The organism is Curtobacterium sp. NPDC090223 (assembly GCF_044746585.1).
Taxonomy (GTDB): Bacteria; Actinomycetota; Actinomycetes; order Actinomycetales; family Microbacteriaceae; genus Curtobacterium.
The window spans coordinates 454,029-472,292 of sequence record NZ_JBIVCN010000004.1 but is presented as its reverse complement, the minus strand read 5'-3'; the positions used below and the strand labels follow the sequence as shown (position 1 = coordinate 472,292).

At 72.5% G+C, this 18,264-nt stretch carries 23 protein-coding genes; 14 read left to right on the top strand and 9 right to left on the bottom strand.

The genetic code is table 11. From position 1 onward, the window contains the following. Positions 1-168: 168 nt before the first annotated feature. From ACIPJY_RS12400 to ACIPJY_RS12375, 6 genes are all read left to right on the top strand, one after another. On the top strand, positions 169-606 hold the full coding sequence (locus ACIPJY_RS12400; protein ID WP_400463951.1) for an Lrp/AsnC family transcriptional regulator: 438 nt from the start codon (positions 169-171) through the stop codon (positions 604-606). Positions 607-762: 156 nt separating this feature from the next. Then, entirely contained in the window at positions 763-1,026 is a 264-nt protein-coding gene (locus tag ACIPJY_RS12395; protein WP_400463954.1) for a hypothetical protein, read from the top strand. Between the two features lie 4 nt (positions 1,027-1,030). Then, entirely contained in the window at positions 1,031-1,849 is an 819-nt protein-coding gene (locus tag ACIPJY_RS12390; RefSeq protein WP_400463957.1) for an ABC transporter ATP-binding protein, read from the top strand. Continuing rightward, positions 1,846-2,136, top strand: coding sequence for a hypothetical protein (locus ACIPJY_RS12385; RefSeq protein ID WP_400463960.1), 291 nt, complete (start codon positions 1,846-1,848; stop codon positions 2,134-2,136). Before ACIPJY_RS12390 ends, ACIPJY_RS12385 begins: the two co-directional genes overlap by 4 nt. Continuing rightward, positions 2,129-3,535 (top strand): hypothetical protein, encoded by a 1,407-nt coding sequence (locus ACIPJY_RS12380; RefSeq protein ID WP_400463963.1) that lies wholly within the window; start codon positions 2,129-2,131, stop codon positions 3,533-3,535. Before ACIPJY_RS12385 ends, ACIPJY_RS12380 begins: the two co-directional genes overlap by 8 nt. 11 nt (positions 3,536-3,546) lie before the next feature. Next, positions 3,547-4,263, top strand: coding sequence for a hypothetical protein (locus ACIPJY_RS12375; RefSeq protein WP_400463966.1), 717 nt, complete (start codon positions 3,547-3,549; stop codon positions 4,261-4,263). A gap of 39 nt (positions 4,264-4,302) precedes the next feature. On the opposite strand, the gene ACIPJY_RS12370 is transcribed toward ACIPJY_RS12375, so the two are convergent. Beyond that, positions 4,303-5,301 (bottom strand): DUF418 domain-containing protein, encoded by a 999-nt coding sequence (locus ACIPJY_RS12370; RefSeq protein WP_400463969.1) that lies wholly within the window; start codon positions 5,299-5,301, stop codon positions 4,303-4,305. Between the two features lie 82 nt (positions 5,302-5,383). On the opposite strand from ACIPJY_RS12370, the gene ACIPJY_RS12365 reads away from it, so the two are divergent. Genes ACIPJY_RS12365 through ACIPJY_RS12355 form a run of 3 tightly spaced genes read left to right on the top strand, consistent with a single transcriptional unit; the run spans position 5,384 to position 7,382 of the window. Next, positions 5,384-5,755 carry a hypothetical protein gene (locus ACIPJY_RS12365; protein WP_400463972.1) on the top strand — a complete coding sequence of 124 codons (372 nt, stop codon included), beginning with the start codon at positions 5,384-5,386 and terminating at the stop codon, positions 5,753-5,755. Between the two features lie 17 nt (positions 5,756-5,772). After that, positions 5,773-6,603 (top strand): nitroreductase family protein, encoded by an 831-nt coding sequence (locus ACIPJY_RS12360; protein ID WP_400463975.1) that lies wholly within the window; start codon positions 5,773-5,775, stop codon positions 6,601-6,603. Further along, positions 6,600-7,382: a YqjF family protein gene (locus ACIPJY_RS12355; protein ID WP_400463978.1), complete on the top strand. Its 783-nt coding sequence runs from the start codon at positions 6,600-6,602 to the stop codon at positions 7,380-7,382. The genes ACIPJY_RS12360 and ACIPJY_RS12355 overlap by 4 nt, the downstream gene beginning before the upstream one ends. A gap of 36 nt (positions 7,383-7,418) precedes the next feature. Here ACIPJY_RS12355 and ACIPJY_RS12350 read toward each other — a convergent pair whose 3' ends face one another. Then, entirely contained in the window at positions 7,419-8,030 is a 612-nt protein-coding gene (locus ACIPJY_RS12350; protein ID WP_400463981.1) for a hypothetical protein, read from the bottom strand. 61 nt (positions 8,031-8,091) lie between these two features. On the opposite strand from ACIPJY_RS12350, the gene ACIPJY_RS12345 reads away from it, so the two are divergent. Then, positions 8,092-8,424 carry a hypothetical protein gene (locus tag ACIPJY_RS12345; protein WP_400463984.1) on the top strand — a complete coding sequence of 111 codons (333 nt, stop codon included), beginning with the start codon at positions 8,092-8,094 and terminating at the stop codon, positions 8,422-8,424. A 39-nt stretch (positions 8,425-8,463) separates the two neighbouring features. On the opposite strand, the gene ACIPJY_RS12340 is transcribed toward ACIPJY_RS12345, so the two are convergent. After that, positions 8,464-8,664, bottom strand: coding sequence for a hypothetical protein (locus tag ACIPJY_RS12340; RefSeq protein ID WP_400463986.1), 201 nt, complete (start codon positions 8,662-8,664; stop codon positions 8,464-8,466). Between the two features lie 11 nt (positions 8,665-8,675). Continuing rightward, a complete protein-coding gene (locus ACIPJY_RS12335) occupies positions 8,676-9,107 on the bottom strand; it encodes a hypothetical protein (RefSeq protein WP_400463989.1) in 432 nt (143 codons plus the stop codon). Positions 9,108-9,683: 576 nt separating this feature from the next. Between ACIPJY_RS12335 and ACIPJY_RS12330 the strand changes: the two genes are divergently transcribed. Together ACIPJY_RS12330 and ACIPJY_RS12325 are read left to right on the top strand one after the other, a co-directional pair. Next, positions 9,684-9,881 (top strand): hypothetical protein, encoded by a 198-nt coding sequence (locus tag ACIPJY_RS12330; RefSeq protein WP_400463992.1) that lies wholly within the window; start codon positions 9,684-9,686, stop codon positions 9,879-9,881. A gap of 32 nt (positions 9,882-9,913) precedes the next feature. After that, the gene (locus tag ACIPJY_RS12325) at positions 9,914-10,555 is read left to right on the top strand and encodes a hypothetical protein (RefSeq protein ID WP_400463995.1); all 642 of its coding nucleotides are present in this window, start codon (positions 9,914-9,916) and stop codon (positions 10,553-10,555) included. Positions 10,556-10,568: 13 nt separating this feature from the next. Here the strand turns inward: ACIPJY_RS12325 and ACIPJY_RS12320 are convergent, their stop codons facing one another. Both ACIPJY_RS12320 and ACIPJY_RS12315 read right to left on the bottom strand, forming a co-directional pair. After that, on the bottom strand, positions 10,569-11,294 hold the full coding sequence (locus ACIPJY_RS12320) for a tyrosine-protein phosphatase (protein ID WP_400463998.1): 726 nt from the start codon (positions 11,292-11,294) through the stop codon (positions 10,569-10,571). Between the two features lie 7 nt (positions 11,295-11,301). Beyond that, complete coding sequence (locus ACIPJY_RS12315; protein ID WP_400464001.1) at positions 11,302-14,859, bottom strand: bifunctional proline dehydrogenase/L-glutamate gamma-semialdehyde dehydrogenase; 3,558 nt, start codon at positions 14,857-14,859, stop codon at positions 11,302-11,304. Between the two features lie 115 nt (positions 14,860-14,974). On the opposite strand from ACIPJY_RS12315, the gene ACIPJY_RS12310 reads away from it, so the two are divergent. After that, the gene (locus ACIPJY_RS12310) at positions 14,975-15,442 is read left to right on the top strand and encodes a MarR family winged helix-turn-helix transcriptional regulator (RefSeq protein ID WP_400464004.1); all 468 of its coding nucleotides are present in this window, start codon (positions 14,975-14,977) and stop codon (positions 15,440-15,442) included. A gap of 155 nt (positions 15,443-15,597) precedes the next feature. On the opposite strand, the gene ACIPJY_RS12305 is transcribed toward ACIPJY_RS12310, so the two are convergent. The 3 genes from ACIPJY_RS12305 to ACIPJY_RS12295 are packed head-to-tail and all read right to left on the bottom strand — an operon-like array spanning position 15,598 to position 17,524. After that, on the bottom strand, positions 15,598-16,332 hold the full coding sequence (locus ACIPJY_RS12305; RefSeq protein WP_400464007.1) for an anti-sigma factor family protein: 735 nt from the start codon (positions 16,330-16,332) through the stop codon (positions 15,598-15,600). Beyond that, the gene (locus tag ACIPJY_RS12300; RefSeq protein WP_400464010.1) at positions 16,329-16,844 is read right to left on the bottom strand and encodes a sigma-70 family RNA polymerase sigma factor; all 516 of its coding nucleotides are present in this window, start codon (positions 16,842-16,844) and stop codon (positions 16,329-16,331) included. Before ACIPJY_RS12300 ends, ACIPJY_RS12305 begins: the two co-directional genes overlap by 4 nt. Next, positions 16,841-17,524 carry a YceI family protein gene (locus ACIPJY_RS12295; RefSeq protein ID WP_400464013.1) on the bottom strand — a complete coding sequence of 228 codons (684 nt, stop codon included), beginning with the start codon at positions 17,522-17,524 and terminating at the stop codon, positions 16,841-16,843. Before ACIPJY_RS12295 ends, ACIPJY_RS12300 begins: the two co-directional genes overlap by 4 nt. Positions 17,525-17,663: 139 nt before the next feature. On the opposite strand from ACIPJY_RS12295, the gene ACIPJY_RS12290 reads away from it, so the two are divergent. Beyond that, complete coding sequence (locus ACIPJY_RS12290) at positions 17,664-18,254, top strand: hypothetical protein (RefSeq protein ID WP_400464016.1); 591 nt, start codon at positions 17,664-17,666, stop codon at positions 18,252-18,254. The last annotated feature ends 10 nt before the right edge of the window (positions 18,255-18,264 follow it).

Sequence of the window (18,264 nt, the reverse complement as noted above, 5' to 3'; positions counted from 1 at the left end):
TCGAGAGATCTCGGTGAGATGCAGGCTCACTCACCGTGTTCCGCGGCGGACCAGGTCGACGCCGTGGCCAGTCTATGGATTCCGGCGCGCTCTCCGCACCAGGCGAGCGCGCACGTTTCGTGCGTTCGACCGGCGTTCTCGCAAGAACCCCGCGTACGATGGGTCACGATGGATTCGCTCGACCACCGCATCCTGGATCAGCTCCGGGACAACGCCCGCGCCGGGTACGGCGACATCGGCTCGGTCGTCGGCCTCTCCGCCTCCGCCGTGAAACGCCGTGTCGACCGTCTCGTCGCCGACGGCGTCATCCGCGGGTTCACGATCAAGGTCGACCCCGCGGTCGAGGACCGGGGCACCGAGGCCTGGGTCGAGCTCTACTGCCGCGGCACCGTCTCCCCCGACGAGCTCCGCGCGCTGCTCGACTCCGTCCCGGAGGTCGTCGACGCCGGCACCGTCACGGGCAGCGCCGACGCGGTCGTGCACATGCGGTCGAAGGACCTCCCGGCGCTCGAGGAAGCCCTCGACCGCGTCCGGCTGGCGCCGCAGGTCGACCACACCCGCAGTGCGATCGTGCTGTCCCGCCTGGTCTCCCGCGAAGGCGCCTGACACCCGGAACCGGCCCGCGGATGTCGTTCGGCGATATCGACTGACAACTGGTATTCCCGATGCTACGTTGCACATGCCGGACAGGGGCTGTCCGGTGCCGGGCACCGCAGCCCGGGTCGCAGCCGGTTCGTCACCGGCCGAACGGAGGACCCAGACATGTCCCTTGCCATCGCAACCATCCCCGCCCGCGCGTCGATCGCCGCGTCAGACGCGCGGGACCGAGTCGTGGAACGGGTGGCGGCCAGCCAGAACCCCGTGTTCGTCATCGTGCTCGCGGCCGCCATCGTCGTCGGGCTCGGTCTCGTCGCCTACCTGACCGCGTCGTGCATCTCGCACGGCTACCGCGGGTTCAACGCCGTCGTGGACATCAGTTGGAACAACCCGCTCAACGCGACCGTCAAGTTCAACTGCTTCAAGTAGCGCGATGAGCGCACCTCGATCACGACTCCTCGCGCTGCACTGCTCGAAGGAGTACCGGGGCGGCGCACGCGGGCTCTCCGAGGTCGATCTCGACGTCGCCCCCGGAGAGCTCGTCGCACTGCTCGGCCCCAACGGCAGCGGCAAGTCGACGCTCGTGCACGGCCTCGTCGGGATCCACGACCTCGACAGCGACGCCATCGAGATCGACGGGATCCCGCACGACTCCCGGGTGGCGAAGCGGCACGTCGGCTTCGTCCCCGACGAGCTCCCGATCCCGCTCTCCCTGACGGGCACCGAGTTCCTCGCCCACGTGGACCGGCTGCGCGGCGGGAGGGACCACCTCCGGTGGCGTGCCACCATCACCGAGCGTCTCGGGCTGACCCCGCACATGCGGAAGTTCATCGGCGAGATGTCCCACGGCACGAAGAAGAAGCTGCAGATCGTCAGTGCGGTCGCCCACCGGCCGCGACTGCTGGTCATGGACGAGCCGTTCCGCGGGCTCGACCCGCACGCGGTGGTCGTCATCCGCGCGCTCGTGGACGCCCTGCGTCAGGACGGCACCTCGGTGCTCGTGGCCACGCACGACGTCCTCGCCGCCGAGCACTGGTTCGAGCGCGTGGTCATCCTCGACCACGGCCGGATCATCGCCGACGACCGTCCCCAGCGGCTGATCACCGACGCCGGCGTGGCCGCACTCGAGGACGTCATGATCGCGATGACCGGCCTCGACGACACGGCGACCGTCCGTGCGGACCTCGCACTCGCTCTCGCACCCGGCCCGGGCACCGCCCTCGGCCCCGACGCACGAAGGACCCCTCGATGACCCCGATCAAGCTGCTGGTCGCCGCCGTCTCCGCGATGGTGAGCGCCCCGATCCTCCTGTTCCTGGTCGCCGCCGCGGCCCTCGTCGTCACGACCGCACGCGGCGTGGACGTCACCCTGCCCGGCCTGGTGCACGTCGTGGCCGGCGCCGGCGACGACATCGCGAGTGCGCGCCTCGACGGCTCCGGTGTCCTGGTGTGGTGGCTGGTGACGTCCGCCGTCGTGTTCGCCGTGACGGTGTCCGGCGACCGGCTCGTCACGGCGCGGCGCACCGCACGCCGTGGCTGACGCCGTCGCGGTCGGGCGGCTGCTCGCCGCGCTCTGGGTCGGCGACTTCACCCGGAGCGTGACCGGGGCACGGTGGCGGACGCTCGCCGTCGTCTGGGGCGTCGGGGTGCTGGCGGCGGCCTGGGTCGCCCTGGCGGTCGTCTCGGCCCACGGCGGAGAACGCGGCGTCCCGGACGCGCTCCAGCTGCAGGTCCTCGTCGAGAGCGCGCTCGGCACCGGGCTCGCGAGCGCGTCGATCACGGGGGTCCTCGCGGTGCTGCTGCCGTCCAACCGCGTCCTGGAGCCGCTGCTGGCCGTGGCCCCGATCAGCCGCACCACGAGGTCGATGGCCGTCACGCTACCGACCGTGGTGACGGCGACCGCTCTGGCACCCGTGGTCCTGGCACCGCTGATCGCCTCGGGTGCCGCACTCATGGACGGCGCGCAGGCCGGGGCGAGCACGACCGCGGCGATCGCCACCGCGTTCGCAGCGTCCGCCGTGACGTCGTCGGTCATCCGTCTGGCAGCGCGAGTCGGCACCGCGCTGGGGATCGACGAGACGACCGCGACGAGTGTCGCCGCGGCCGCCACCGTCGCGGGCGCGGCCCTCGGGTACCGCGCGGCGGTCCGGACCCCGTGGGCGCAGCTCCTCGCCGGCTCGGACCGCTCCGCGCCAGTGCTCGTGGCCGTGGCCGCCCTGACCGCCGCGCTCCTCGCCGGGGCGCTCATGGCACTGGTCGCGCGGACGGTCACCATCGGCCCCCGACCGGCGGTCGTCCGCTGGCTGCGGCCCCGGACCGGTCGGCCCCTCCCCGCCGCCGTGCTGCTCCCGCTGCGCGACCCGATGACGGTCTCGACGCTCGTCCTGGCGGCTGGCCTGGTCGTCGGGGCGCGCGTGGGCTCGGGCCTGAACGACGACCCCGCCGTCCAGGGACTGCTCTTCCAGGTCACCCTGCTCGCGGTTCCCTCAGCGGTCCTGCTCCCGCTCTACGCGACGGACCGGCGGACCTCGTGGCGACGGGCGGTCGTCGTCCCCGTCCGCACGGACCCGTGGAACCCGGGCCGGGTCGTCACGATGGTCGGCGCGGGGCTGGTCGTCGCCGCCGGGGTCGTCCTGTCGTTCGGCGGAACCCAGGCAGCAGCGGGCTGGGCCTGGACGCCGTCGCTGCCGATGGTCTGGCTGTGCATCTGCGCGGCCGGGTTCTCCGGCGTCGTGTTCCCGAGCGACCTCGACCTGCCCGGCGGCGGTGTCCTCGCCGCGATCCTGGCCGCGGCGCTGACCTCGGTCCCGCCGTTCATCGCCGACCGGCTGGGCTCCGGGGCCGCTGCCGTCGGGCTCCCCGTGGCGGCCGGGCTCGTCCTCGTACTCGTGCTCCCGGTGGTCATCAGCCGCAGGAGGACCGCATCGATCCTCGCCTGACGACCTTCCGGGTGCACCCCGGCGTCGTCGTCCGGGTCGTCCCGACCGGGCTCCGGGTCACGGACGTCCCGACCGGGTTCGACGAGGTGTTGCCCGGCTCGGCGCTCGAGAACGCCGCGACGCTCCTCGGCAACGGACTCGCCACCGCGTCGAGGTCGGACCGGTGCGAGCTCGTCCGTGCCCTGGGGGTGGGTGGGTCGTCGACGGCGCGGCGCATCCACACGCTCGGCAGCGCGCGCCGCAGACACGGAGAACCCGGCTGGGTCGGCGCCGTGACGGCTCCGCTCGCGGCGGTCGTCCGGCAGTGGGCCCTTCCCACCGCGCTGACCGCCGCGGTGTTCGGGTGCCTGTTCGGGGCGATCGCCGCCCCCGTGCAGACCACCGGGGCGGCCGTGCTGGCACCGTGCACGACGGCGGCGTGCGTCGCGGTGCACGAGGCCGGCCACCTGCTGGTCGTCCGGTCGCTGCTCGGCCGGCACGCGGGCACCGTGATCGCCACCCGTCGCACCACCGCGGTCCTGCACCCGCCCCTCACGGGGTGGCGGGCTCGCGTGGTCGCAGCCGCGGGCCCGCTCGCCGGATGCGCGTTGGCGTGCGCGTGCCTGGTGCTGCCGCCGCCGGACGTCGTCACGCAGTTCACGGCGCTGGTGCTGCTCGTGGTCAACGTCGTCGGACTGACCCCGGTCACCGCGGACGGACGGGCCCTGCTCCGGGGGACGACGGACTGATGACCGGGCACGCCCCGGGGCCCGTGGCCCGTCGGCGGCTCAGCGCGCGACCCGCCTGCCGGGTGCGACCCGCAGCCACGTGGCGCTCCGCCAGAGCCACTCGACGGGGCCGTAGACGAAGCGGGCGAGCCAGATCCGGCTCAGGACCGACTGGACCACGATCAGCGCGAGGGCGGTGAGGACGACGGGCCACACCGCGGTCATCATCCCGAAGTCGACGACGGTGGCGAGCCCGGCGAAGACGACGGCTGCCGCGACGTAGTTCGTCAGGGCCATCCGTCCGAGCGGTTCGAAGAACGCGGAGAGCGCGCGTCGGAACGGGGTCCTCCAGAGCAGTGCGAGCCCGGTCGTGTACGCCACCGCCATGACGATGCCCGTGACGCCGCCGAGATCGGAGAACCTCGGGTCACCGATGTCCGCCGAGACCTGCCACCAGAGCAGCGGGACGCTCGCCGCTGCCGACACGAGGAACACCGCCGTGACTCCCCTGCCTGCCGAACCGAGGGCCTTCGGGAGGCCGTACGCGGCGAGCCCGGCGCCGAGGAGCATCAGCCCCGGCGTCGCCGCGAGTCCACCGCCGGCCACCGCGTACGCGGCGATCGTGAGCGCGACGCCACCCGCGAGCGTGACCCACCGCGGCGCGAGCACGACGACGGGGAGGACGACGAGTCCGGCGATGCCGTACTCGTACAGCACGTTGCCGGGGTAGACCACGATCAGCAGTGCCCCGATGACGACGAGTCCGACCAGACGACGGACCATCACGAGCCAGGGTCGGGCAGCGCGGGCCCGGGCACCGGACAGCACGAAGAACAGGCTCACCCCGAACAGCGTGTTGAAGATCGGGACGAACCGGGTCTGGGTGGTGGCGTAGAGGAAGTCGCGCAGTGGGTCGTCGGGGAGCGGGCCGTTGTTCAGGACGATCCAGCCCATCCCCACGCGGGAGATGTCGATCGCGTTCACGAAGAGGATCCCGAACAGCGCGAAGCCGCGCAGGACGTCGATGAACTCGAACCGAGCGGATGGCGTGGTGGTCATGCACCCATGATGGCGGGCGTCGGTATTTCACACATCATCCCGACAACGGAGATCGTCGGTGCCGGCCGGGTAGGTTGCCGTCATGCGACGTGAGACGGCGGACTGGAGGCTCGGCGCACCTCCCACGGGATCGCGCAAGGCCCGGCGGATGGTCACCGCCGCATCGACCGCCTACGTCGTCAACTGCCTCTGGGGCACCGCGGTGGCCGTTCGGCTCATCCGGACGAAGAAGCTCCGGGTGGTGCACCACGGACTGTTCGTCGTCACGGCGACCCTCACGGGCGTGGCCGCCACGACCCCCCTCTGGACCCGGTCGAGGTCGGCGCTGTTCCTGCTGCCGGCGCTCGTGCCGCTGGCGATGGCACCGCGCACGAACCCGCGGACCGGAGCACACTGGAGAGTCGCGGTCGCCGCCGCGCCGTCCTACCTCGGGGCGCTGCTGTTCCGGCGCTGACCGGTGAGAGGACAGCAGTGGAGCTCTTCGAGGCCATCCGACGCCGACGGACGACGAACGGGGCGTTCCTGCCCGACCCGGTGTCCGAGGAGCACCAGCGGCTCCTCGTCGAGCTCGCCGGGCGGGCTCCGTCGCAGCTGAACAGTCAGCCGTGGCGGTTCGTCCTGGTCGAGGAGCGCCCGACCATCGAACGGGTCGCGGAGATCAGCGGGCGCTCGATGACCCGCACGATGGCCGAGGGCACGTTCTTCCAGCGGTACAAGCCGTACTTCCGGTTCAGCCAGGCGGAGATGGACGAGCGACGAGACGGCATGCTCTTCGACAAGCTCCCCGGTCCGCTCAAGCCGTTCACGAAGCAGGTGTTCACGAAGCGCGGGCAGGTGCTCATGAACACGCTCCGGGTGCCGCAGACCCTCGGCGAGGAGAACCGGAAGCTCGTCGCGGGGTCGCCGCTGCTGCTCGGGGTGATGCTCGATCGGCACGAGTACCGGAAGGAAGAACTCTCCGGCTTCTACTCGGTGTTCAGCATGGGCGCGGCGATGGAGAACATCTGGCTGTCCACGACCGAGCTCGGTCTCGGCATCCAGTTCGTGTCCTTCCCGATGGAGACCCCCGGTGCGTGGGAGGAGATCGAGGGGCTGCTGCGAGTGCCGCCGGAACTCGAGCTGATGGCGGTGTACCGGATCGGGTACCTGCCGCCGGAGCGCCGACGTCCCGCGATCGACTGGACCTCGAGCGAGCGGAAGCGGCCGTCGCAGTACGTCTTCCGAGGGACCTGCGACACGCCGCAGCAGGGGTGGGACGACGCACCCGTCGCGACCCACATCGACGACGCGACGATCTCGTGACCGACAGCCGACCCACCGGAGCCGCACCGGGCCTCCCGGCCGTCGCATCCGTCGCCCCCGGACTTCCGGGCCGGCCCTGGATCTCCCAGGACTGGCTGGACGTGGTCTTCCTGCACTGGCGCGTGGACGCGTCGGCGGTGGCGCCGCTGCTGCCGGCCGGGACCCGCCCCGACACGATGGCCGTCGACGGCACCGACGACGGCGCGACCACGTGGGTCGGCCTCATCGCCTTCCGCTTCGAGGACACCCGGTTCCCACCGCTCGGACGGCTCGGCCGGACCGGGCGGATCGGCGACTTCGTCGAGCTGAACGTGCGCGTCTACACCGTGGACGAGCAAGGGCAGCGGGGGGTCGTGTTCCTCTCGCTCGACGCCGGGAAGCTCCTGCCGACCATCGGCGCGCGGGTCGCGACCGGCCTGCCGTACCGCTGGGCGGACGCCGCTGCGCGGAAGGGCGACGGCCGGGTCGGCTACGCGATGCGGCGGCACGGGACGCACCTGCGATCGATGCTCGACGTGCGGGTCGGGCCCGCGATCGGGGAGCCGAGCGCGCTCGAGACGTTCCTCACGGCGCGGTGGGGCATGCACGTGCACCGTGCGGGTGCCACACGGTTCTGGCCGAACGAGCACGAGTCGTGGGAGCTGCACCGGGCGTCGGTGGTGTCGTTGCGGGACGACCTCGTCGGCGCGGCCGGGCTGCCGTTCGCGCTCACCGAGCTCCCGCCGGACTCGGTGCTGTACTCGCCGGGGGTGACGACGCGGTTCGGCGCGGGGCGCTGACGGCTCGGCCGCTCACTCCGGCCGTCGTCGGACGGCTCAGTCGCGCGGTGTGCGCGCTGCCGCACGGAACTGGACGACGGCGACGACGGCCGCGACGACCGCGACCAGCCACCCGGCACCCACCCACACCGCGACCCGGTGCGACGGGACGCCGGGGACCGTGAGACCGAGGACGACCAGAACCGCCGCGCCGGCAGCGAGCACCGACGACACGACCCCGAGTGCGACACGGTCGATCCACGCCACCGTCCTGGCCGTGTAGACGAACTGGACGGCGGTCACGACGACGCCGGCCGAGACCCCGAAGAGGACGCCGCTCACCAGGCTGCCGAGCGCGACGACCAGCAACGAGCCGGACCCGACGACCACGCTGACCACGTGCAGTCGCCACGACGCCGCCCGGGACTGCTCGACGTACGCGGCCCGGCCCGCCGCCCCGAGCACGACCGCTCCGACGGCGACGCACGTTCCGGCAGCGACGCCCGAGACCAGGGTCACCCGGTCACCGAGCAGGACACCGCCGACGACCAGCGCCGCCGCGACGACCACGGCGAGCAACGGCGGCAGCCAGACCTCGCTCGCCCGGTTCGGCGTCCGGAGGACCCACCCCGGCGGCGCCTCGTCTGCACGCTCCTCGTCCGTCTCCACAGATGCAGTCTGCCCGTCGCCGCACGGGTGCGTCCCGGGCGACCCGGGTAGAACGAAGGGCATGACACGAACGAGCGCGGCGGTCGCCGTCGAGGTCGGGCGCGCGGCGCTCGGCATCCTGCACCTGAGCCGGTCGGGGACGACGCGCGGCACCACGGCGTTCCACCGGATCCTGGGGTTCCGGCAGCTCGCGCAGGCGGCGCTGCTGCTCCGGTCCGGGTCGGCGGACGCACACACCCTCGGCGCCGCCGTCGACGCCACGCACGCGGTGACCATGGTTCCGCTGCTGATGGCGAATCCGCGGTGGCGGGCGATCGGCGCGAGCCAGCTCTGGATCGCGACCGGGCTCGCGGTCGCCGAGATCGCGCTGGTCGGGGCCGGCCGGAAGCGCTGACGCCCCGAGCCAGACGACACGGGGCGTTCTCGTTGACGATCAGCGCAACCGGTCCCGATGACGACGGCGCGCCATTGTCCCGACGTAGATCCCGCTCAGCCCGACGGCGACTCCGGAGGCGAGAGCGCCACTCCACTGCCAGGGGGTGCCCCTCGTTGCAGCGAAGTACGCCGAGGCTGCAACCAGCAGCCCGACCGCGACGACCGTTGCGAAGGTCACACTCGTGACGATCTTCTTCATCGTGCCCGGCCCTATGCGCAGCGAGGTGTCTTGTGAGAGATGGGGTACACCCGCAGCGACTTCGTCCCACAACGGACCCCGCCCGCGTTTCCGATTGCAGTACTGGCGAGCAGTCCAGCGACGGTCGCAACTGCGCAGACCGCCGGTCCGAGCGCGCACATCCCAGCCGCGATCGCGGTCATCGCGCCGCTGATGACCAGGTTCTGGTCGAATGCATTGAAGGCGACGTACATGCCGCCGTAGCTGTCGGATCCGGTTCCGAGGCGAGCATCTTGACCGAGTGCACTCAGTTCCAGTGTTGCCCCGTTCGTGCCCTCGACGACGACCGACAGCGCGCCATCAGCGTTGATCCGCTCGTCCCTGATCGCACCGGCCGCCCGAGCCTCGGACACTGCCCGACGCATCGTGTCGGGCGTGATCCGACTGTTCGAGACGTCGACCACGGTCGATGCCGACCGTGGGACTTCAGCTGCATGAGCGCTTGAGCCCCAGAAGACTCCTCCGACGACGAGCGTCGTACTCAGAATGATTCCGGTCAGCGACCTGTGAGACCTTGACACCGTCAACCCCTTCTGGACGATTTGTGAGCGTGGATGGCCCCGTCTACGAAACACTAGCGTTTTGCATATCAGCAGGTCAACGGCATCACGGCGTTGCTTCTGCCGCTGCGCCCCGTCGCCGCGCCGACGTCGGTGTTCGAACTCGTCGGCACGACCCCGTTCCGTGGCGGTGCCGTGGAGCTGCACTATCGGGCAGCAGGCGCGGTCACCGAGATCCGACGACGATGATCGGGCTATCGCGCCCCGGCCCGAGCACAGGGGACGCTCGAGGGCCGGAGCGTCGATGCCCTGTACGAGCCTGCGGTGGTCAGGGGTTCCACCGATCGGGTGTGGCTCGTTGTCCCAGAGCCTAGCGGGTCCGCAGAAAGGGGGACAGACCGTTCTTTTCCCCCACTTCGGGGTACGGCTTGCGGACCGGGACCCGTCGGCGCCCGGGCGGTGCCGCGTAGCGTCCGAGCCATGAGCGACAACGAGCAGACCGAGCCCGTCATGGACGGTGCCACCGAAGCGACGAACCACGAGAAGCTGTCCGGCCTCATCGAGCAGGTGAACCACGACCACGGCGACGAGGGCGCGGCATCGATGGCCGACCACCTCCGCGACCGCATGGACGAGACCGGCGTCGAGGCCGAGGACGAGGGCGACACCGAGGACTGACCCGCCGCGCACGCGGGTGGCAGGCTGGCCGCATGGGCGACTGGCGGCACGAGACCCTCGCACAGCTGCGCACCGCGCTGCCGACCGGGGCCGTGCGACCGTACGGCTCGGTCGCGGGCGCCGGTGCCGGCGCCGGTGTCGTGGACGCCTGGAGTGACCTCGACGTCCGTGTCGTCGCGGCCGAACCGCTCGACGTCGAGCGCGTGTTCGGGGTGCCGCTCTGGGCGTGGCAGGAGTCGCACACCGACATCGGGCAGCAGCTCCGCCTGGTGACCCTCGACGGCCGCCGGGTGGACCTGACGATCGAGGGGCCTGCAGCGGTCCTGCCGAGTCCGCCCGCCGACAACGACGTCCGCTTCGACGCGGCTCTCGCCGCCGTGCGGCTCGGCCGCGAGAACCTGCTCATCGGGCTCCACCTGGTCATGGGCATCGGACGGGAGGCCCTGGTCCGGTCCATGGAGCGGGCGGACCTGGCAACGGGAACTGTCCACCACCGGCTGCCGACGCCCTATGACGCTCGTGCCGCCGAGGTGGCCGCGCTCACCGCGGGCGCGCTCGAGCCCACCGTCGCGCTGCGCGCGTACGAGTCGTACGGGCGCTGGCGCGCGGAGGTCGAACCCGGCTACCGGCCGGACCCGGCCGGTCTCGTCGCGGTGCTGCACCGCACCGCCTGACGGGAGGCCCTGGTCAGGTGCGCGACGTCCGGAACGTGCGCAGGGCCTCCAGTTCGGACGCCGTCAGGCCGGACCGCGCGACGAACGCGTCCGCGTCGAACGCCGCGACGACGTCGCGGAACGCGTCGGCGACCGTCGTGCCGTGCTCGGCGCACAGCGCCTCGATGCGGGCTTCCTGCCCCTCGACGCCCATGGCGGCGTACATCGCGTCCGACACGTCGATCGTGCGGAGGTAGTCGGCGACCACCTCGGCGGGTTCGACGCCGGCGATGGAGAGCAGCGCCAGCGCGACGATCCCGGTGCGGTCCCGGCCGCCGGCGCAGTGGAAGAGCACGCCCCCGGGCTCGGCGCCGGCCAACGCCCGGAGCACCGCGACCGTGCGCTCGGGCTTCCGCGCGAGGTGCTCGGCGTAGTACAGCGGCGTGCCGACGAGCCCGTTGTCCCAGAAGTCCGCCCAGAAGGCCCGGTCGTCGAGGTCGTCGTGGTCCACGGACACGGTCGTCAGCCAGGCCGGCCGGACGCCGGTGTCCCGCGACCGCTCGGACTCCGTCCGGAGGTCGACGACGGTCCGGATGCCCGCCGCGCGGAGCGCTTCCCAGCCGTCCTCGGTCAGCCCGTCGACCGACTCGGACCGGAAGAACCGGCCCCGTGGTGTCGTGTCGCCGTCACGGGTGCCGAGTCCGCCGAGGTCCCGGGCGTTCCGGAGCCCGTCGGCAACGAGGGTGCGGTCGTCGTGCATCGGACGGTCAGACGCGCAACTCGGTGAACTCGGCGTCGAGGTCGCCGAAGCGGTGTGCCGTGATCGACACCGACTGCTCGCGGATGAACGGCAGCATCTCGATCAGGCCGCCCTCGACGACGGGTGCGGCGAACACCGCGACGTCGACGCTGGCGCCGAGGGCTTCCTCGAGCGCGAGGTGGTCGCCGCCGATCAGGCGGATGCGCGCACCGGGACCGCCGAACGCCGTGTGCTTCGGTCGGTCCTGGCCCTGGGACAGCACGACCTCGATCGCGTCCTGTGGTTCGTCGGAGGGGTTCGACCAGTCGTCCTGGAAGACCGCGCCCGACGCCGCACGACGGAGGAACTCCTGGTCGGACTCCACCACGTGGTCGACGACGTCGAGCGGGGAGCGGCTCGACGCGAAGAGCTGGGTGAGCGGACCGGGCAGTGGGCGTGCCGTGCTGAGGAGCACGTGCGCGCGTGCGGCGGTCGCGGCGACGAGCGAGCGGACGAGGTCGCCGCTCGGTGCGCCCTCGGCCTGGCGCACGATGACCGACTGCGGTCGGTAGCGCAACACGTTCCGCTGCACGACGAGGGCCGACGGGTCGTGGGAGACGCCGTACTGGGTCTCGCGGGCGTGCACGTCGCTCGTGGCTCCGGCGCGGACCTGGTCGAACTCCTCGAACGTGAGACCGCTGCGCGCCGCTTCGATCACGGCGGTGACCCGCTGCGAGAGCCCGTGCAGCTGGATGCTCTTGTGCACCTTGCGCGGTGCGGGCTCCCAGCGGCCCAGGGTCGCGACGTACATCGGTCCGCCGGCCTTCGTGCCGGTGCCCACCGCGGACCGCTTCCACCCGCCGAGCGGCTGGCGGCCGACGATCGCCCCGGTGATGCCGCGGTTGACGTACAGGTTGCCGGCCTGGACCTGGTGGAGCCATTCGGCGACCTCGTCGATGTCGAGGGAGTGGATGCCCGCGGTCAGGCCGAAGTCGGTGCCGTTCTGGATCGCGATGGCGTCGTCGAGGGTCTCGGCGTGCATGATGCCGAGCACCGGGCCGAAGTACTCGGTCTGGTGGAAGTCGCTGCCGGGACGGACGCCGTCACGGATGCCGGGGGACCACAGTCGGCCGGAGTCGTCGAGCGGGACTGGCTGCACGAGCCAGGACTCCCCCGGCCCGAGCTCGGTGAGCCCGGCGCGGAGCTTGCCCGTCGGCTCGGCGATGAGCGGTCCCATCTGTGCGGTCGGGTCGTCCGGCCAGGCCACACGCAGCGTGCGGGTGGCGTCGACGAGCTGCCTGCGGAAGCGCTCGCTCTCTGCCACGGACCCGACCAGGATCACCAGCGACGCGGCGGAGCACTTCTGCCCGGCGTGCCCGAAGGCGGACTGCACGATGTCCTGCACGGCGAGGTCGAGGTCGGCCGAGGGGGTCACCACGATGGCGTTCTTCCCGCTCGTCTCCGCGGTGAGCGGGAGTCCGGCGCGCCACCACGTGAACGACCGGGCGGTCTCGGCCGCACCGGTGAGGATGATCCGGTCGACGGCGGGGTGCGCGATGAGCTGCCGGCCGAGCACGTCCTCTTCGAGGTCGATGAGCTGCAGCAGCGAGTGCGGGACGCCGGCGTCCCAGAGGATGTCGGCCAGCACGGCACCGCAGCGCTTGGCTTCCGGCGCGGGCTTCAACAGCACACCGCTGCCCGCGGCGAGCGCCGCCAGGACACCGCCGGCCGGGATAGCGATCGGGAAGTTCCACGGGGGCACGACCACGGTCAGGCGCGGCGGGACGTAGACGGCCCCGGTGATGTCGGCGAGGTGGCGGGCCCGGTCCGCGTAGTAGTGCGCGGAGTCGATCGCCTCGCTCACCTCGGTGTCGGCTTCGGTGATGGTCTTGCCCGTCTCGGTGGCCATCACCTCGACCAGGTCGGCGCGGCGGGTCTCGAGTTCGTGGCCGATGAGCTCGAGCAGCTCGGCACGGTCGACCGGGTCTTGACGGCCCCAGTTCACGCCGGCCTGTGCGGTGCTGCGGACGATCCGTTCGAGCTTGGTGCGGTCGAGCACCCGGGCACCGCGGATCGTCTGCGCCCCGAGCTGCGAGCGGGGCACCCGACGGAGGACGTCGGCGGCCCACTCGCGGTTCGCGGGGATGGCGGGATCGGTGTCCGGGGCGTTCCGGAAGGCGTCGCGCGGGATCGGGTCGCCCGGGGAGAGTCGGCGGTCCTGCGTGCGGTTCGTCGGGCGGACCGGGTCGTCGAGTGCCGCGACGGATGCGAGCCAGCGCTGGTGCTCGCGCTCGAACACGGACTCGTCGTGGTCGATGTCGAACGCCGCCGACATGAAGTTCTCCGGGCTGGCGTTCTCCTGCAGGCGACGGGCCAGGTAGGCGATGGCGGAGTCGAACTCGTCCGGGTGCACCACCGGCGTGTAGAGCAGGATCTGCCCGACGTCGGCGCGCACGGCGTCGGCGTGCGTGGCGGCCATGCCGAGGAGCATCTCGACGTCGACCGCGTCGGTGACACCGCGGCGCTGGGCGAGCACCCAGGCGGTCGCGAGGTCGAAGAGGTTGTGGCCGGCGACGCCGATACGCACGGCGTCGGTGCGCTCGGGCGTCAGGGCGGCGTCGAGCATGCGGAGGTACGCGGTGTCGGTCTCGCGCTTGCTGCCCCACGTGGCGAGCGGCCAGTCGTGCACGATCGACTCGACGCGCTCCATCGCGAGGTTCGCGCCCTTCACGAGCCGCACCTTGACCGGCGCCCCGCCACGGGCTCGTCGCTCGGTGGCCCACGAGGTCAGGGACTCGAGCGCACCGGCGGCGTCCGGCAGGTACGCCTGGAGCACGATGCCGGCGTGCAGCCCGAGGAACTCGTCGCGACCCAGCAGCTCCTGGAAGACGGCGAGCGTGACGTCGAGGTCGCAGTACTCCTCCATGTCGAGGTTGATGAACTTCGGCGTGGGGCTGGAGGCCGCGAGCCGGTAGAGCGGGACGAGACGGTCGACGACGCGCTCGACCGTCTGGTCGAACGCCCACATCGACATCTGCGGGACGACGGCACTGACCTTGATCGAGACATAGTCGACGTCGTCCCGTGCGAGGAGGTCCATGGTGCCCTCGAGGCGGCGGTCGCTCTCCCCGCTGCCGAGCACCGCTTCGCCGAGCAGGTTGACGTTGAGCCGCGTGCCTTCGCCGCCGACCTTCGCGAGGGCCGGACCGAGCTTCGCCGGGCTGGCGTCGATCACCAGGTGTCCGGTCATCCGGCGGAGGATGCGGCGCGCGGTGGGGATGACGGCCCACGGCGCCATCGTGGCGAACCCGCCACCGAACGAGACCGCACCGCGGAGGTACCAGGCCAGGGCATCGGGGACGTCCTGGCTGACCTTCTCGAGGTTCCGCGCGGCGACCCTGGGGTCTTCGGGGCGGATGACCTTGTCGACGAACCCGAGCGTGAAGTCGAGGCCCTGCTCGTCGCGGAGGACCCCGGCGAGACGGGCTGCGCCGGCGTCGGGCTTGACGTCCGCGGACGCCGCCAGCCACCGTCGCACGAGGGCGACGGCGTCGTCGGTGCAGTCCTGGATGCGGGCGCTCGGCATGCTCCGATCGTATGCCGCGCCACCGACCTGACCTCGGAGCGCGCCGAGCACCGTCCAAGAGTCAGCAATGTGTCAGCGCCCGGCCGAGTGGGCCCCCGGTGGATACGCTGGTGCGATGTCGAAACAGGGTGGGGCAGGCCATGACTGGGCCACGTGGGACGCGTACCACGACGTCTGGCGGCGCCTCGACCGGGCGCTCGACCACGCCGTCCAGCAGGGCGCCGGGATCTCGATCCCGGAGTTCGAGATCCTCATCGGGCTGCACCGTGAGCCCGACCACCGGTTGCGCGTGCGCGACGTCGCCGCGGGCATCGGCTGGGAGAAGTCCCGCGTCAGCCACCAGGTCACGCGGATGGTCTCGCGCGGGCTCGTCGAGCGGGCCGACTGCCCGACCGACGGCCGCGGGAGCTGGGTCGTGATGACCCCGGACGGTCGCCGCGCGGTGCTGGCCGGCATCCGTGCGCACACCGCGGCGCTCGAGCACCTGTTCTGGGAGCCCGTCGGCGCCGACGCCGTCACGCTCCGGTCCGTGAGCGCCCGGGTGCAGAGCGCGATCGGCCCGGTCGACCCGGTCCACGGCTGAGCGCTGCGTCGCGCGCGGTCGTTCCGCGCGTACGTGCTCGCACAGACGACAACTGCGCACGCGGGCGCATGCGCAGTCGTCGTCAGGCCGTGCAAGTACGGCGGGCGAGCCCGCGCACGCGCGCGCCGAACCACGCGCACGCCGGCACCGAGCCGTCAGAGCGCGACGGACGCCAACGCGCGCGGGTCGTCGTGCAGCCGGACCTCGACCGAGGCGATCGAGTGCAGCGGCACGTCCGTCGCCGCGGCGAGCCCGGCCGCTGCACGACCCGAGGCCGTCCACGACGCCACGGTCTCGTCGGTGCCGTCCGTCCGCACCACGACGAGGTCGTACATCACCGCGCTGTCACTCCCCCAGTCGCGGCCGCCGTAGGTGCAGCCCCAGTCGAACCGGGTCCCCCACGCCTTCCCGGTGACGTCGAGGTCGACCCGGAGCCCGGTCGCCGACCCGGACGTCATCGCGTAGCGCTCCGAGGACGAACCCCCGGGAGACGAGGACGACCCCCCGGCGAGCACCGATGCGGAGGGTGCGGCGGGATCGACGCGTGCGCCCCCGACGGCCACCCCGCCGAGCACCGCGGCGACGACGGCGAGCCCCGCGGTCACCGCGACCAGCACCCGACGACGCCGACGCCGGACGCGGACGCGGTGCGCGACCGAGGCCAGCGTCCGTTCCGGAGCCGGCCCGGGCCTCCCGTCCGGATCGGTGAGCGCGACCGCGTCCTCGGCCGGCAGCCGACCGAGGAGTCCCGGCACCCCCGCGAGCTCCGCGACGGCGGCGCGGCACGCGGCGCACGTCTCGAGGTGCCGCTCGTACTCCAGCCGCTCGTCGTTCGGCAGCGATCCGAGCACGTACGCGGCGTCCCAGTCCCGGTAGCGGTCGTCGGTCATCGGGTCACCCCTCGTTCCTGCAGTGCGAGTCGGAGTGCGCGGAGTCCGTAGTGCAGGCGGGACTTCGCGGTGCCCTCGGGGATGCCGTGGCGGCGGGCGATCTCGGGCACGGTGTGGCCGAGCCAGTACGCGTCCACGACGACCCGGCGGTGCTCGGGCGACAGGGCGGCGAGCGCGTCGGCGACCAGGATGCCGTCGAGCACGGCGTCGGTGCGGTCGGGTTGCGGCTCGTCGACGGGGTCGTCGGACCCGAACTCGCGGCGGTGCCGTGCCGATCGGGCGTCGTCGACGACCAGGTTCCTGGCGACCGTGAAGAGCCACGCCCGTGCCGCGTCTGGTTCGCGCTCGAGCACCGCGGGGCGCTGCCACGCGCGCACCAGGGTCTCCTGCACGACGTCATCGGCGAGCGCGCGGTCGGGGGTCAGGTGCCGCACGTACCGGGACAGCGCGTCGCCGTGTGCGGCGTGCAGCGCCGCCAGCAGTTCGTCGGCCGGTCGCGCGGCCACGGTCACTTCGCCAGCTCGAGCGAGAACTCGACGGCGCCGTGCCCGTCGACGGTCACGAACCCGAGGTCCGGAGCCTGGACGCCGTAGTCCTCGAACGTGACCAGGATCGACCCGGCGACCTGGACGTGTCCGGAGCCGTCCACGCCGAGCTGGGCGTCGGCGGACACCGGCTTCGTGACGCCGTGCATGGTCAGGTCGCCCCGGAGCGTGACCTGACGGTCCGTCCCGGCGAGCGCCGTCCGCACGTCGACCGGGTCGGTCACGCGGAACGTCGCGGTCGGGAAGCGGTCGGTCTGCAGCGCCTGGGACCGGAAGTACTCGTCGCGGGCGGACTCGGGCGTGGCGATCGAGGCCACCTGCACGGTCACGGTCGCTCCGGTGAGCGATCCGTCGGCCACCGTGGCGCGCGCTTCGACGTCCTTCGTCCGACCGGTCACGGTCACATCCTGGCCCCGGAGCACCTCGTGCACCCGGTAGCCGGCGAAGGAGTCGGCGGACGACGTCCAGTCGCCGTCCGCCTGGGCGGGGTCCAGGGTGGCCCCGCCGGTCGGGGCGAGCGTCGGCGCTGCGTCGGCCGCACCGTTCACGACGTTCGCGTAGATGACGGGGCCGCCGATGACGCCGGCGGCACCGAGGACGACGACACCCGAGGCGACGCCGATGAGGACCTTCGTTCTTCTCCGCACACCCAGTCAACGAGACAGCGCACGGGATCGTTCGATCCGGGCCGAGATCGAACGATCCGGCCCGTCGGGCCGTGTCACCGGTGAGCGGATCCGTCGATGCCGGGAGGCCCGGCGCGGCTCCGCAGGACAGGGGCACCCCATGCGCACCACACGTTCCACCCGTACCGGCCTGCTGGCAGTGGGGGTCGCGTTCGCCGCGCTGGCGCTCGCGGGGTGCTCCGCCGGGTCCCCGACATCGTCCGGGGGCGGCGACACCCCGAGCTCGGCGTCCGCGTCCGCTGCTCCGTCGTCGTCAGCGTCGGCGTCGTCTTCTGCGTCATCGTCTGCCGGCGCCTACGGCACGGACGACGATGGTGGCGACAGCGGCGGGCACGGTGCCGACGACGGCATCGCGACGGCAGCGACCTCCCTCGGGACGATCGTCGTCGACGGGAAGGGCATGACCGCGTACTTCTACGACGAGGACGTCAAGGGCTCCGGCACGAGCACCTGCACGGGCGGGTGCGCCGCGGCGTGGCCAGCGATCGAGTCGGATGCGGCGAAGCCTGCCGTGTCCGGGGTGACCGGGTCCGTCGGGACGATCACCGGCACGGACGGGAAGCTCCAGGTCACGGTGGACGGCCGCCCGGTCTACACCTACGCCGAGGACGCGAAGCCGGGCGACGTCACCGGCCAGGGCGTCGGCGGGGTCTGGTACGTGGTGAACCCGGACGGCACCGAGCAGCGGTAGTCGCTCCCCC

What these genes read in the sequence shown, in the direction of transcription:
- ACIPJY_RS12340 (WP_400463986.1), bottom strand. Translation starts at nt 8,664, where the DNA reads ATGAAGAAGATCGTCACGAGTGTGACCTTCGCAACGGTCGTCGCGGTC.
- ACIPJY_RS12370 (WP_400463969.1), bottom strand. Translation starts at nt 5,301, where the DNA reads ATGACCACCACGCCATCCGCTCGGTTCGAGTTCATCGACGTCCTGCGC.
- ACIPJY_RS12310 (WP_400464004.1), top strand. Translation starts at nt 14,975, where the DNA reads ATGTCGAAACAGGGTGGGGCAGGCCATGACTGGGCCACGTGGGACGCG.
- ACIPJY_RS12385 (WP_400463960.1), top strand. Translation starts at nt 1,846, where the DNA reads ATGACCCCGATCAAGCTGCTGGTCGCCGCCGTCTCCGCGATGGTGAGC.
- ACIPJY_RS12320 (WP_400463998.1), bottom strand. Translation starts at nt 11,294, where the DNA reads ATGCACGACGACCGCACCCTCGTTGCCGACGGGCTCCGGAACGCCCGG.
- ACIPJY_RS12395 (WP_400463954.1), top strand. Translation starts at nt 763, where the DNA reads ATGTCCCTTGCCATCGCAACCATCCCCGCCCGCGCGTCGATCGCCGCG.
- ACIPJY_RS12325 (WP_400463995.1), top strand. Translation starts at nt 9,914, where the DNA reads ATGGGCGACTGGCGGCACGAGACCCTCGCACAGCTGCGCACCGCGCTG.
- ACIPJY_RS12290 (WP_400464016.1), top strand. Translation starts at nt 17,664, where the DNA reads ATGCGCACCACACGTTCCACCCGTACCGGCCTGCTGGCAGTGGGGGTC.
- ACIPJY_RS12400 (WP_400463951.1), top strand. Translation starts at nt 169, where the DNA reads ATGGATTCGCTCGACCACCGCATCCTGGATCAGCTCCGGGACAACGCC.
- ACIPJY_RS12390 (WP_400463957.1), top strand. Translation starts at nt 1,031, where the DNA reads ATGAGCGCACCTCGATCACGACTCCTCGCGCTGCACTGCTCGAAGGAG.
- ACIPJY_RS12305 (WP_400464007.1), bottom strand. Translation starts at nt 16,332, where the DNA reads ATGACCGACGACCGCTACCGGGACTGGGACGCCGCGTACGTGCTCGGA.
- ACIPJY_RS12365 (WP_400463972.1), top strand. Translation starts at nt 5,384, where the DNA reads ATGCGACGTGAGACGGCGGACTGGAGGCTCGGCGCACCTCCCACGGGA.
- ACIPJY_RS12315 (WP_400464001.1), bottom strand. Translation starts at nt 14,859, where the DNA reads ATGCCGAGCGCCCGCATCCAGGACTGCACCGACGACGCCGTCGCCCTC.
- ACIPJY_RS12345 (WP_400463984.1), top strand. Translation starts at nt 8,092, where the DNA reads ATGACACGAACGAGCGCGGCGGTCGCCGTCGAGGTCGGGCGCGCGGCG.
- ACIPJY_RS12330 (WP_400463992.1), top strand. Translation starts at nt 9,684, where the DNA reads ATGAGCGACAACGAGCAGACCGAGCCCGTCATGGACGGTGCCACCGAA.